Raw genomic sequence first — 13250 nt, forward strand, 5'->3', positions numbered from 1 at the left:
ATAACGTATTCTAAATTCATGACAACACTGATGCCCTACACACATTCAAAGAGTTGGTTGAATAGGAGGAGATTACCTTGATCGATCATACAAAAAACGCGGAAATTCCTCAGGCATCAGAGGACTCCCGCGTATCAACACGCCGCATCTGGACTACCGCCTGGATCGTAACAGCCGTATTTATGCTGTCCAATTCAGCAACACCGTTGTATGTGCAATGGCAGACGGCGATGGGATTTTCGAATGGAACGTTGACGGTTATTTTTGCCGCTTATATTCTGGGCCTGCTCGGCACGCTGCTCGCAGCCGGCCAATTATCGGACCGCTTCGGACGCAAGGCCGTATTGTATCCGGGTCTATTAGCAGCGATGGCGGCTTGTGTGCTGTTTGCTTCGGCCGATTCGTTCGGCATGCTGCTGGCGGCGCGGTTGCTGACAGGCATAGCCGTCGGCGTCATCGTCTCCGCGGGCATGGCTGCTGTAGTGGACGCAGGCGGACACAGTAAAAAACAGGTTGCATCCCTTGCCGCCTCTGTGGCCATGGTCCTTGGAGCCGGGCTAGGACCTTTGCTGGCCGGAATGATGGCGGAGTTTCTTGAGCATCATGTTGTCACGGTGTTTACCACTCAACTTATTATTTTGGCAGCAGCCTTCATGGTGGCAGCCCGCCTCCCCTCCCGGCAGCATCCTGCAAGCGAAGGATGGAAACTGCGCTTTCCAACAGTTCCTAAGCAAAATCGCCTGCATTTAGCTTTAGGAATTTCCGCGTTTGCTCCAGGCATTACCTCGACTTCCTTTGTGCTGTCGCTGGGTCCGTCGCTGCTGTCCAAACTGCTCCATGTGACCAGTCCCTTGGTAGCTGGAGGAACGGCCTGTATTATGTTCTTGGCGGCCACGGGAATACAATTCGCTGTCAAAAGGCTGCCGGTACGCAGCCTGTTTCTCCTGGGAAGTGCGGCAACCCTTTTGTCCATGATATGCCTGGTTGCTGCTGTCATTGATTCGGCACCCGTTTTGCTGGTCATAGCAGCTGTATTCGCCGGTGCAGGACAGGGATTAGGGCAGCTCGGAGGCCTGACGCTGATCAGCCTGCATGTTCCGGCACACCGCCGCGCCGAAGCCAACGCGGTACTGAATATCGGAGGTTATGTACCTGCCGCACTGCTGCCGATCGGAACAGGATTTGTGATCGATATGACCAGCATCTCCCTGGGTGCCTCGCTGTTTGCAGCGGTTTTGGGGGCGGTTTCGGTCGCGGGCGCCGTTTTTGTAAGAGTGAAGTTAAACAAATAAATGAAATCGAAAGTTATCCCTCTGGACTGAACAATTCAAAATGATGAATCGGGCGAATTTCGATGCGCCAGCCAAACGATTCGCCCGCGCTCACCTGAACGGCCGGATGAAGAGATGCCACACGGACCGCATCTTCCAGATCCTCGGCTTCGATCAGAAACGCGCTACCAATCAGCTCCTTTGATTCGGTAAATGGACCATCCAGCATTCTCAGCTTTCCATTCTTGCGCTGCAGGGTCGTCGCGGCCTTGTCCAGGCCGGCGTCGAGAAGCACCTTCCCGCTGTGATACAACTGTTCAAGATGGGGCTTGCACTCCTGCATCACTCTGTCGATTTCATCCTGGGGTTTGGCATCCATCAGATCCGGTTCCAGGTAACCCAAACACAAATACTTCATAACTTCATCTCCTCATCGTCATATACAGCATTATAACGCTGCCTATATAAGACGACGAGAGAGATATTCCCGGATCGACATTTCTTTGCGAAGGACGAAGAAAAAAGTTTATTTCCGAGCTCCGCTTCCGCGGACAAGGCTGACCAGGAGTAAAAGGATCGGCAGCAGCAGCAAAGCGATGATGGAACTGCCCGTTCCCCCAGTGGGAAAATAATGAAGCATTTGCTGGAAATTTTTGGCCACCCAGATACTGAACACACCGATCAGCAGCCCAACCGGAAATACCAGTGGACGGAAATCCGTCATCTTTAACCATTGGGCAGTTCCCAGAGCAAGCGTGTAATACCACATCGAAATTTGCGCAAAGCCCCCGAGGATCCACAGCGCCATCACAATGGCTTCCACATGCGAAAAGAAATCAGCGATATTCACAAAGCGCGAAGCAGACAGGAACGGGAAGGTGAGATTGGCAGTCGATTCCCCAAACAAAAACAAACAAGTAAAATTCGTGATGACCATCGTGATCATCATTAGAAATACGGCAAACAGCCCACCCTTGAGGCCGTTGTCTCCATTTCGGACGGACGGGTAGACCGATGAAATCAAGATGAATTCCATAAACCAAACCGAAGGCTCTAAAGAGCCTTTTAGCGAAGGCTTGATTCCGGTTCCCAGAATGGGGAGCATGTTGGAAAAACGATATTCCGGTAGAAGAAACAGAAAAATCGCCAGGACAAAGCACAAAAAAATCGGGCCGAATATTTGCGCGAATCGTCCAATCACTTCCACGCCGGACCGGACGGCAAATGAACATGTCAATACAATACACCCGATAATCATAACCAGCGGAGTTTTGGGCAGAAACGCTTGTACGATGAATTCGGCATATTCCCGGGTAATCAAGCCGATCGCGTCGATTTGGAATAAGAGGAAAACGATGCCCAGAATGCTTCCGGCCCACTTCCCAAAAAGGCGCTGCGTCTGCTCGATCATCGTAAGCCCCGGATTTCTCCGATACAGCAGCCAAGCGACAGTCACGCTGAAGAAACCGAAGACAGAGCCGATGACCGGCGAAATCCACATATCCTGCTTGGCATACATCGCGGTAAAAGAAGGCACGACGAGTATGGAGGTCCCGCCGATCATCAGGTACATCATCAAACACAGTTGAAGATTCGAAACTTTCTCCTTATCCATTCCGCCGTCCCCCTCCTAGCCTTCGGGATAAAAGATAACCCAGATCGGTTTGGTCACTTGATTGATCCATTCGGTCGGACCGGGCAAGCCGGGAGCAAATAACAGCATGACTGCTACACCCCACCCGGCGAAGGTAATAACGGCAATGGCTGCCCGTTCCTTTTTCTTCTTGGGGTCCACACTCGAAAAATCATATATAAACACGGCCACAAAGAGCAGCGTGATGCCAAGCAGTTTGAGCACAATCATCGCTTATCCCTCATTTAAAGGTTTTACCGGAAAAACCAGGCGAAATAATATGTACACCGGAATGGGCGTAAACGCTGATTTCAGGAAATATTTCATCCCATCGGGCCTGTTCCTTAGTCCAACGTGTAGGATACTTATGCCAAAACGCATCGGCCGTTCCGAAAACATCGGCGCCAGTCTCATCCTGGATCTGCCGAAACGTCTCTTTCATCTTGGACTCGATTTCCTTGTTCAGCTGCTGTTCCAATCGAGGCATTTCTTGGGGCAGCATCACATTGACATGGGTTTCATTCTGAAGCACACTTGCTTCACCTTCAATCCGGATCATAACACTCCATTGATTTCTGCGAATCAACGGAATTAGCTTCGTATGGCATTTGATCAGCCGGACGGACATGATGCCCCCATCATCGCCCTTACTCTCCTGTACAGGAAATGTTACCGTCGTTGATTCCAGCTCGTTGCGGATGATCTGAACGTATCGTTTGACTTCTCCTTGATATTGACCCGCCATTTTCCCCTTCATTAAAACCGCCGCCCCGTTAATGTACGGGTAAGCATTGCTTTGTCCAGATTCCTCCTTTTTCCCGATGAGAGGAACGATAATTGCCTTCGACCGACCTGCCAGCATTCCTCCCAAGTCTTTAAGCGTAACTCCCATGCCTCCGGCTAGAACGGTCAATTCGCGAAGGGTTTCCGCGCTGTCCCGCTCCATTCGCGTGTTTATGCTCAAAATGCTCTTAGCCCTTCCTTTGCTGATAAAAAAATAAGCATGCTCCCTCGGCTGGGGATGGCGAAAGAGAAAATCGACCTGATCCATGATCCCCCTCTTGGCGAGCTCCTCCCCCACGATAAATACTTCGCTGTGGCCCCAAAAGACTTTGCGAGGCATTTCCTCCTGCAGCCGCTGGGCCGCATCCGCCAAATCCGTCCCGACTGCACTTTTCACGATAACCATGTCTCCTTCGTTTCCACTGCTCGTCATCTCGGCGTCGCTGCTCGTGCTGGTCTGGTTGGGCGTGTAGACTTGAACGGACAGCTCTACTTTCCCGTTTGGCGCAGCATCCATCCCAGCTCCCATAATTAAAGCCAGATCGTTCACCTCGGTGCGGTCCCAGCACCCAGTAACGAGCGGGATGATCGTAAACAGAAGAAACGCAGCAGCAAGTCTTGCGCTTTTCATCTTCGTCGGCCTCCCCGCCCGGGTCCCGGACGCTGGTTAGCACCTTGGCGATACCTGTTCCAAACGCCGATTCGCGGTCTAGTATTCATTTTCCAAGTTGGGACGCGGACCAGAATATCCTTCAGCTGACTCAGACTGCTGACCGTTGACAACGTAACATAAGGAACGCCAAAAGAACGAAGTGCGAACAGATGGGTCAAGATTAAGGTGATCCCCATCATCAGGCCGAAAAAGCCCAGAAAGCCTGCCAGCAGCATCATCGGAAAACGAAGCAGCCGGACCGTGATGCCAAAAGCAAAATGGGGGATCAGAAACGAGGCGATCCCAGTGAGCGCTACGACCATGACCATCGGCGAAGAAACGAGGCCGGCGGCTATGGCCGCCTGACCGATGACCAGCGCTCCCACGATACTGACCGCCGCACCAATCTGTTTTGGAAGCCGAACACCCGCTTCCCTCAAAGCTTCGAACGTAATTTCCATCAGCAGTGCTTCAACCAGAGCCGGGAAAGGTATTTGCTCCCTCGATTTGGTCATATTAAGCAGCAGCGTCGTTGGAATCATTTCTTGATGATAGGTAACGATAGCGACATAGAATGAAGGCCCGATGAGAGCAATAAACGCGAAAAAATAACGCAGCCAGCGGATGGCTGTGCCGATGTAATAACGCTGGTAATGATCTTCCGGCGATTGCAGAAAGGTAAAAATCGTTGCTGGAGCAATCAAGGCAATGGGAGTTCCTTCGACGAGTATGGCCGCTCTGCCCTCAAGCAGATTGGCTGCCACCACGTCGGGCCGCTCTGTCGTCTGTAATTGCGGAAAAGGCGAATATGGATTATCCTCGATAAGCTCTTCAATCATCCCGCTTTCCAAGATCCCGTCGATGTTGATGCGGGAAAGACGGCTTTCGATTTCAGTGACCAGCGAGGATTCTATGATACCGCTGACGAAAGCGACGACAACTTCGGTCTGGGAAAAACGTCCGATCCGGATCGACTTCATCTTCAAATCGGGCGACTTCAGCTTGCGGCGGATCATGGACACATTGACCATCAGCGTTTCGATAAACCCTTCACGCGGGCCTCTGACGACGGATTCCGCCTCGGGTTCCGTGATCGAGCGCTGCTCCCATTTTGACAGGTACAGAGAGATCGCCCTTTCTTCCCCATCCATTAGCAGGACGACATTGCCGTCACCAATCTCCATCACCGCCTGATCCATCGTTTGGATCATGGTATAGGAGGACACCGGCAAGCACTTGCAAAAATCCCCTAAGGTGATGCCCCCGTCTTCTGACAACTGTTTCAAAGTGGGTTCGAGAATGTAACGGTTAATCATGTCGCTGTCGGTCAGACCCATAAAGTAGACGATGACCGCAGGAGTTTGGCCGCAGCTGAAATCGTGGAACACGACATCAAAGCAATCCGCATACCGCTCTTTCAGATGAGAGATATTTTCTTGTAAGCGAGCTAAGAAGATCACATCTTCATTGGTTTGCATGTCCACACCCCCAACCGGCAAAGGTCCATACTGGTGGCAAAATATATTTTTTTAGTATCGGAATAAAAATTCCGCTAAACGCGGTCTGGCTTCTTAGGAGTTTCTTCGATACATATTTTTATTTAGATATAAGGAAGAAATAGCATCAATGAGCCCGCTTCCTTATATCGCACTAAAAATTTCCTCTAAACGTGGTCTGACTTCTTAGGAGTTACTTCGATAGATATTTTTATTTAGATATAAGAAAGTGTAGGCTTCGAGACTCTGCTTCCTTATATCGCACTAAAAACTTCCGCTAAAAGCGGTCTGGCTCCTTTGAGGTTTCTTCGATCATGTTTTTAGTTAGATATAAGAAAGTGTAAGCTTCGGTGACTCTGCTTCCTTATATCGCAATAAAAATTTCCGCTAAACGCGGTCTGGCTTCTTAGATGGTACATCAATATACATTTTTAGTTAGATATAAGAATGTGCAGGCTTCGGAGATTCAGCTTCCTTATATCGCACTAAAAACTTCCTCTAAGCGCGGTCTGGCTTCTTTGAAGTTTCTTCGATCATGTTTTTAGTATGGTCAGAACAGCTTGAAAAATTCGGTAAACGAGAGATTTCTAATATTTCCGGAATTACGGATGAACAGAAAATAACAAAGGAACACCGCTGCACGGCAGTGCAGACAGTGTTCCCCTCAAGACACTTGATTAGTATCCTGCGCAGATTTGATCCCGGAGACGGTAAAATTCCTTCAGCTGGTCCTGCTCATAAGCGTATCCGGCGCGAATCAGCAAATCTTCCCGATCCTTTCGGGCCACAAGCTGCAGTCCGACGGGAAGCCCTTCGCTTGTCAGCCCGCAAGGAATGGACAGAGCCGGAACCTCCACCATGTTGAACAGGCCTGTATAACGGGTCATTGCGTCAAACACGCTTTCCGTATAATCGCCAAAACGGACTTCGTCCACGCCGATTTTCCGCGCAGGGATCGGGATCGTCGGTGTGGCCAGCACATCAATGCGTTCGCGGAACAATTTATCGAACATGTTCATATACATCTCTTTTGTCTTAAGCGCTTCGATATACTGCAGCGAGGTGATATCCCGGGACGATTCCAAAAAGGCTCTGGCATCCGCTCCGTATTGCGATAAGCAGCATTCCATCCGGCTTTTGTGGACATAACCGGCCTCGGAAGCGGCGATGGTCAACGAAACCTCGCTGTTCCCCTCCACAAAAGAGACGTCCGTATCAATGAGAATGGCACCGAGCGACTCAAGCGCCTCCAGTGATTGAAGATACAATGCATAGGTTTCCGGGTCGATGTGTTCGTTAAAGTAGCTGGTCGGCACGCCGACACGAAGCCCCCGGATGTCTTGATTCAGATATGGCAGGTAGGACTGCTTCGCCATGGCACCGAACAGGACTGCCAAGTCGGTCATATTGGCCGTGATCGGCCCAACATGATCCAGAGTCCAAGAAACGTAAAATACGCCCTCAGTGGGTACTTTGTTATACGTAGGTTTTAACCCGACAACGCCACAGGATGCCGCCGGGATCCGAACGGAGCCGCCCGTATCGGTCCCGATGGAAGCTGTCGTCAAATCAGCGGCTACCGCCGCAGCCGATCCGCCGCTGGAGCCTCCCGGCGTGTACTCATGATTCCATGGATTGTGCACAGCTCCATAATGCGGGTTATTTGAGGTGACACCAAGGGCATATTCATGCAGATTGTTTTTTCCCAGCAGGATCGAATCCTGCAGCAGCAGCCGCTGGACGATGGCAGCATTCTTGTCTGGTATGTGATTGGCGTCAATCGAGGAGCCGTAAGTGGTGCGGATACCTTTCGTATCGATATTATCCTTATAGGAAAGCGGAATTCCGTACAGGAGACCGGTTTGCTCTCCCGATGAGGATTTGGCTTCGAGCCGCTTAGCTTCTCCCGTTGCCCGCTCCTTGGCTACCGTAATATATGAATTGAGTGCAGGATCTTTCTTTTTAATCCGTTTCAAATAATGCTTCGTAATGTCCAGCGTTGTCCAAGAGCCTGTTTTGTACCCGGATTGAATTTCCTGAATCGTTTTTCTCCCCATCATTCATTCTCCTTTCTTAGTCAGACAAACGAAAACTTCCCTTTCGGGAAGCTTTCATGTCCAGTTCTCTACTAAGCTATGCGGAAATGATAGAGAACGTATGGGGTTTTTGCCAATAAAAGGTAATTGTAAAACGTCACGAATTGGTAGGCAGGAACCCGACGGATTTCCATACCTGCTCGTAAACAGACTTGATCGGGATCTTGTTCTCTTTGGCTATTCGTTTGCAATCCTCAAACTCCGGAGCGCATTGAACGGTCTCCCCGTTATGAATACCCAATTTTACGGTAACGGCACCCCATTCTGTTGGGACCTGAGTAAACGTTCGTTCCAGACGGTGCACCGTGAGCGGATAATACCGGATGCCAAGCGTGGTTGTCTCGCGAAAAATGATTTCTTTCATCCGGTCGATCTTTTCTTTGGCGCATAGCAGCTGAAGCATCGTTCCCGGCCGGTTTTTCTTCATATAAATGGGGGTATAGAACACGTCGTTTGCACCGTTTTCGAGCAGAAGGTCCATCACGTAGCCCAGCCATTCACCCGAAATGTCGTCGTAGTTGACTTCCATCTTCACCATGTCATGATCGACATGTTCATGATTTGGGGGCAGCTCGGATTTCATAAGACAGACTCCTTTCGGATCAAGAGCGTTATTCGCCCACGATGACACGCAGCACGTTCGGCCGGTCCGCAAACATTTTGGTACCTGCTCCGTAACCGACGGCGGACACCTTGATAGACGGAATGGGCCCGTACTGCTGCGCCAGCACCGATACGATCGCCGCACCCGTCGGTGTCGTCAGCTCAAAGCGGACATCCGACGCTTCCAGCGGTACGCCCTTCAGAATCTCCAGCGTCGCAGGCGCAGGCACCGGGTAAATACCGTGGTCAATCCGGATTTTGCCCATACCGACGGGCACGGGCGAGGAATGAATCGCTTCGATACCCATTTCATGAATCAAAATCGAGGCACCGACAATATCGACGATGGAGTCTACTGCGCCTACTTCGTGGAAATGAACGTCGTCTAACGGAACGCCATGTATCTTTCCCTCAGCCTCCCCGATGATCTTGAAAATACGGAGCGCCGTGTCGCGTACCGGCTCCTCAAAACCGGCAGTTTCAATCATTTGGACGATATCCTTGTATGCCCGATGATGATGATGGTGATGATGGCTGTGACTATGCGAATGATCATGGCTATGATGGTGATGTGTATAGTCATGATGATGGTGATCTTGGGCATGATGATCGTGCGCGTGGTCGTGATGGTGATCATGTACATGATCGTGCACATGATCGTGGCTGTGGTCATGTCCAAGATGATGTTCGTGACTGTGGTCGTGATCATGCTTGTGGCTATGGCTGTGGAGATGCGCTACATCATGATCGTATTGAGCTTCGCCTGAACCTTCCTGGGCCTCAAGATCCGCTTGGGAATGTTCATGCACGTGATGATGCTCATCGTGATCTTTCTTATGCGCTTCTTGCAGATGCACGTCAAATTTGGTCGCGATGATCCCGTTCTTGTTCACCTTGCTCCACTGCAGCGTATATTCTTCTTCGATGTTTAATTTCTGCAGCTCCGTCTGCATCCGCTGCGCATCGCCGCCGGCATCCAGCAGCGCACCGATGAACATATCTCCGCTGATACCGGAAAAGCAGTCAAGGTATAGCGTTTTCAAGTTCGTGTTCCCCCTCTATGTACAAGCTGATGAATCAGCGCGGCGTTATAACCTCCGCCGAATCCGTTGTCGATGTTCACCACGCTGATGCCTGAGGCGCACGAATTCAGCATCGTCAGCAGCGCAGACAAGCCTTGAAAATGAGCCCCATACCCGACGCTGGTCGGTACTGCGATGACCGGGTAGGAGACCAGGCCGCCCACGACGCTGGGGAGCGCCCCTTCCATCCCGGCCACCACAACAGAAACCGTCGCCTGCTGGATTTCCTCCAAATGGCTGAGCAAGCGATGGATCCCCGCAACGCCCACATCATAGATCCGGTGGACCCTGCTTCCGAGCACTTCGGCCGTCACGGCCGCCTCCTCCGCCACGCGCAGATCCGAGGTTCCCGCCGCAATCACGGCGACATACCCTTGCGAATCGTCAGCGGGCATCTGCTCCTTTTTCCAGTACAAGACCCTTGCCGTCTCGTGATAACTGTAATCCGGACACGCCCGCAGCACCGTCTCGGCTTTTTCCTTGTCCACGCGTGTGACCAGGACGCTGCTGCCACGGGCTTGCAAAGCGCAGGCAATCGAAATGATATGATCCGCCGTTTTGCCTTCCCCATAGACGATCTCAGGGAAACCCTGCCGCTTACTGCGCTGGTGGTCAACCTTGGCAAAGCCGAGATCCTCAAATGCCGCCAGCCGTGCTTTGGCTTCCGCCACGCTCAGGGCTCCACTGCGTACTTGCTCCAGAACGTCGTCCAACAAAGTTCTCATCCCCTTCCAGAGCTTTCGTTATGCCAAAACCTTATTCATGCTGCCGCTCTGATAGCCCACCAGGTCAAGCGTTACGTACTTGTAGCCGTACTCCTGCAGCCTGCCGGAAATTTGTGTATGCTGCTCCAGAACGGTCTGCATGTCCTTCGGTTCCACTTCGATCCGCGCCGTGTCCTGGTGCGTGCGTACCCGTACCTGGCGAATGCCGAGCGATTTCAAATAGGCCTCCGCTTTTTCAACCTTGCTCAGCTTCTCCTTGGTAATCCGTTCCCCATAAGCGATTCTCGAGGACAAGCAGGCAAAAGAAGGCTTATCCCAAGTGGGCAGGCCGTAGCCTCTGGACAGCTCACGGATTTCTTCCTTATACAATCCGGCTTCCAGCAGCGGTCCGCGAATGCCCCTTTCCTTTGCCGCCTGCATGCCGGGCCGAAACTCATTCATATCGTCTGCAATGACGCCGTAAACGATATTTTTATAGGATTGCTCCGTCAGTACGGGAACCAAGTGGTCGAAAAGACTGCTTTTGCAAAAATAGCAGCGGTTTTTCGTGTTTTCGGCATATCCGGGAATCGCCAGCTCGGAGGTTTCAATGACCTGATGCCGCGCTCCGATCCATTCGGCCAGTTCCCTCGCTTCTGCAAGCTCGGTTGACGGATACGTTTCCGAATCTGCGGTCACCGCCAGTACTTGATCCGGGCCGAGCGTATCGACAGCCGCTTTAAGCAGAAAGGTGCTGTCCACCCCTCCTGAAAATGCCACGACAACTGAATTTAGTTCCCGCAGGATGGACTGCAGTTTCTCGTATTTTTCGGTTAGCATTGTCCTGCCTCCTTCCCGTATGGCCATTAAATCGTCATGCTGCCGAACCCGCCATCCACCCGGATCATCGAGCCGGTGATAAAGCTTGACGCCTGATCTGAAGCAAGCAGGATCGCGGCCCCTTTTAATTCATCCGGCGTACCGAAGCGATTCATCGGCGTATGCCGCATGATCGATTCGACCCGTTCCGGGCTTAATATTTTCTGGTTCTGCACAGCGGGGAAAAACCCCGGAATGATCGCGTTCACGCGGATCCCCTCCGGCGCAAACTCCCGAGCCAGGAATTGGGTGACGCTGTTCAATCCGGCTTTGGACACCGAATACGTAAACACCTTGGAGAGCGGCGTCGTCGAGGACACCGACGAGATGTTGATGATGCTTCCCTTCCGTTTCTGCTCGACCATGCGCTTGGCGAAAATTTGGCAGGTAAGCACGATGCCCTTCAGGTTCACGTCCATAATGCGGTCCCATTCTTCCATCTCCAGCTCGAAAAAGGGAGTGGTGCTGTTCGTACCCGGAGCGTTGAGCAGAATGTCCCATCCGCCCGACCATGCTTCAATGTCCGCGGCCGCTTGGACCAGGGACTCCCGCGAGCCCACATCCGCTTGAAATGCTTTCGCTTCCCCGCCTTGGCTCCGGATGACGCTTACGACTTCCTCCGCTTTGTCCAGGTTCCGCCCGACGATCGCGACCTTGGCGCCGTGTTCAGCAAAGCCCTCGGCAATCGCCGAGCCGAGCACGCTGTTGCCGCCGACTGCTACCGCCGTTTTCCCCGTTAAATCAAACAAACTCGTCGTCATCTATTGACTCTCCTCCGTTTTCGGTAAATTTCCGTGCTCGTCAAAAGGCAGATCATACGGCTCCGAGGCCAGCTCCATTTGCGGATGCTGCTTCACATATTCAAACAGCGCTTCGGACACCTCGATTTGGCTCAGAACGAGCGTATTTTTGATCCGGACGATTTTCGCCTGGTTAAAATCCAGCACATTGCTCGTTTTCACCGCCGCCTGAATCGCTTCCTTGTCATTCGGCAGCGTCGTGGCGATCTTCGTCGGCGCGACGACGGTGGACGTCAGCCCGTTGGCGTAAGTAACCTCCAAATCCATCTTGTCGACAAGCCGCTGCGTCGTAAAGTCCGCCGTGCCCACCCCGTTTGCATTCCCTTCGGTTTGCGGCGTCAAATCCAGGACGACCATTTTGTTGACATCCGGTCCTCCATGCGCATATGGCGTCGGATATCGGCCCGTGATGTTCGGATCCATCCCGTCGCCGCTGATGTTTTTGCCGATCTCGTCAATGATCAGCACTTCCAGCTGGTCAAAAAACAGCTTCGGCAGCAGTTCCTTCGCCTGAAGCTGCAGCTGCGGTTCCTTGGCGGTAATCTCCTCCGGCGTAAGCACCTCAACGACTGCAACCTTGTCGAACGCATTTTCGATCGTCGCTACCCCGAACAGGACCGGCTTCTTCTCCATGATCATTTGGGCCATGGCCGGAACGTTCTCGGCCATATATTTAAACCCTAGCTGGTGGCAGGCCTCTGCCCCTTTCTGCTTGCCAAGGCCGATGCTGATCATTTTCATGATGCCGCTCTCCACCGGTCCCCGAAAAGCCGTATGCGGCTTGATCCGGTTAATGACGACGATGCCGTCCGCCGCTGCGGCGTATTTATCCAAATACACCGGAAGGCCGTTCGGCAGCGCGCCGAGCTGAACGACTTCCATCGAGGAGCGAATTTCGCAGCCTGCGCTCTCTTCTGTGACGCCCAGATGCGCCAGCACCTCCCGCTGCCCTTCCGCCGTGGCACCTCCGTGGCTGCCCATGCTCGGCACAATAAACGGCTTGGCCCCCGCTTCCTTCAATGCTTTGACGGTTACGGCGGTTAGCTCCACGATGCGGTCAAGCCCTCGGCTGCCGACAGCGATCGCGATTTCCATGCCGGGCTTGACCTTCTCCATAATGTGCGGTTGACGCAGCTTGGCTCCAAGGTCGCTGCCAAGGTCCACGATCTGTTCATCGTTGAACCGCACGTTGACCTTGGCCATTTTCGGAATCGGAATATCCTTCAGAAGTTCCTGCAAAATACCCATGCG

General features: G+C 52.3%; 13 protein-coding genes. 1 reads left to right on the forward strand and 12 read right to left on the reverse strand.

Annotated features, from left to right (window positions below):
• Nucleotides 1-77 precede the first annotated feature (77 nt).
• A complete protein-coding gene (locus C7820_RS08770) occupies nt 78-1292 on the forward strand; it encodes an MFS transporter (RefSeq protein ID WP_116230621.1) in 1215 nt (404 codons plus the stop codon).
• 13 nt (nt 1293-1305) lie between these two features.
• Here C7820_RS08770 and C7820_RS08775 read toward each other — a convergent pair whose 3' ends face one another.
• The 12 genes from C7820_RS08775 to C7820_RS08830 form a co-directional block, all read right to left on the reverse strand.
• Nucleotides 1306-1689, reverse strand: a complete 384-nt coding sequence (locus C7820_RS08775; RefSeq protein WP_116230622.1) for a YciI family protein — start codon at nt 1687-1689, stop codon at nt 1306-1308.
• Between the two features lie 108 nt (nt 1690-1797).
• Entirely contained in the window at nt 1798-2886 is a 1089-nt protein-coding gene (locus tag C7820_RS08780) for a GerAB/ArcD/ProY family transporter (protein ID WP_116230623.1), read from the reverse strand.
• Nucleotides 2887-2901: 15 nt separating this feature from the next.
• Nucleotides 2902-3135, reverse strand: a complete 234-nt coding sequence (locus tag C7820_RS08785; RefSeq protein WP_116230624.1) for a hypothetical protein — start codon at nt 3133-3135, stop codon at nt 2902-2904.
• Between the two features lie 10 nt (nt 3136-3145).
• A complete protein-coding gene (locus C7820_RS08790) occupies nt 3146-4318 on the reverse strand; it encodes a Ger(x)C family spore germination protein (protein ID WP_116230625.1) in 1173 nt (390 codons plus the stop codon).
• The gene (locus C7820_RS08795) at nt 4315-5817 is read right to left on the reverse strand and encodes a spore germination protein (RefSeq protein WP_116230626.1); all 1503 of its coding nucleotides are present in this window, start codon (nt 5815-5817) and stop codon (nt 4315-4317) included. Before C7820_RS08795 ends, C7820_RS08790 begins: the two co-directional genes overlap by 4 nt.
• Before the next feature lie 695 nt (nt 5818-6512).
• Nucleotides 6513-7892 (reverse strand): amidase, encoded by a 1380-nt coding sequence (locus C7820_RS08800; protein WP_116230627.1) that lies wholly within the window; start codon nt 7890-7892, stop codon nt 6513-6515.
• Between the two features lie 136 nt (nt 7893-8028).
• Nucleotides 8029-8514: a nickel pincer cofactor biosynthesis protein LarC2 gene (gene larC2, locus C7820_RS08805; RefSeq protein WP_116230628.1), complete on the reverse strand. Its 486-nt coding sequence runs from the start codon at nt 8512-8514 to the stop codon at nt 8029-8031.
• A gap of 28 nt (nt 8515-8542) precedes the next feature.
• Entirely contained in the window at nt 8543-9577 is a 1035-nt protein-coding gene (larC, locus tag C7820_RS08810) for a nickel pincer cofactor biosynthesis protein LarC (protein WP_116230629.1), read from the reverse strand.
• A complete protein-coding gene (larB, locus tag C7820_RS08815) occupies nt 9574-10341 on the reverse strand; it encodes a nickel pincer cofactor biosynthesis protein LarB (RefSeq protein ID WP_397334112.1) in 768 nt (255 codons plus the stop codon). Before larB ends, larC begins: the two co-directional genes overlap by 4 nt.
• A gap of 18 nt (nt 10342-10359) precedes the next feature.
• On the reverse strand, nt 10360-11160 hold the full coding sequence (larE, locus tag C7820_RS08820) for an ATP-dependent sacrificial sulfur transferase LarE (RefSeq protein ID WP_116230631.1): 801 nt from the start codon (nt 11158-11160) through the stop codon (nt 10360-10362).
• A gap of 26 nt (nt 11161-11186) precedes the next feature.
• The gene (locus C7820_RS08825; protein WP_116230632.1) at nt 11187-11960 is read right to left on the reverse strand and encodes an SDR family oxidoreductase; all 774 of its coding nucleotides are present in this window, start codon (nt 11958-11960) and stop codon (nt 11187-11189) included.
• On the reverse strand, nt 11961-13247 hold the full coding sequence (locus tag C7820_RS08830; RefSeq protein ID WP_116230633.1) for a nickel pincer cofactor-dependent isomerase, group 22: 1287 nt from the start codon (nt 13245-13247) through the stop codon (nt 11961-11963).
• Nucleotides 13248-13250: the final 3 nt, after the last annotated feature.

This window comes from Paenibacillus sp. VMFN-D1 (genome assembly GCF_003386155.1).
GTDB lineage: Bacteria > Bacillota > Bacilli > Paenibacillales > Paenibacillaceae > Paenibacillus_AQ > Paenibacillus_AQ favisporus.

Coding starts and splice junctions, on each gene's coding strand:
- C7820_RS08775 (WP_116230622.1), bottom strand. CDS start 1,689: ATGAAGTATTTGTGTTTGGGTTACCTGGAACCGGATCTGATGGATGCC.
- C7820_RS08780 (WP_116230623.1), bottom strand. CDS start 2,886: ATGGATAAGGAGAAAGTTTCGAATCTTCAACTGTGTTTGATGATGTAC.
- C7820_RS08785 (WP_116230624.1), bottom strand. CDS start 3,135: ATGATTGTGCTCAAACTGCTTGGCATCACGCTGCTCTTTGTGGCCGTG.
- C7820_RS08790 (WP_116230625.1), bottom strand. CDS start 4,318: ATGAAAAGCGCAAGACTTGCTGCTGCGTTTCTTCTGTTTACGATCATC.
- C7820_RS08795 (WP_116230626.1), bottom strand. CDS start 5,817: ATGCAAACCAATGAAGATGTGATCTTCTTAGCTCGCTTACAAGAAAAT.
- C7820_RS08800 (WP_116230627.1), bottom strand. CDS start 7,892: ATGGGGAGAAAAACGATTCAGGAAATTCAATCCGGGTACAAAACAGGC.
- larC2 (WP_116230628.1), bottom strand. CDS start 8,514: ATGAAATCCGAGCTGCCCCCAAATCATGAACATGTCGATCATGACATG.
- larB (WP_397334112.1), bottom strand. CDS start 10,341: ATGAGAACTTTGTTGGACGACGTTCTGGAGCAAGTACGCAGTGGAGCC.
- larE (WP_116230631.1), bottom strand. CDS start 11,160: ATGCTAACCGAAAAATACGAGAAACTGCAGTCCATCCTGCGGGAACTA.
- C7820_RS08825 (WP_116230632.1), bottom strand. CDS start 11,960: ATGACGACGAGTTTGTTTGATTTAACGGGGAAAACGGCGGTAGCAGTC.
- C7820_RS08830 (WP_116230633.1), bottom strand. CDS start 13,247: ATGGGTATTTTGCAGGAACTTCTGAAGGATATTCCGATTCCGAAAATG.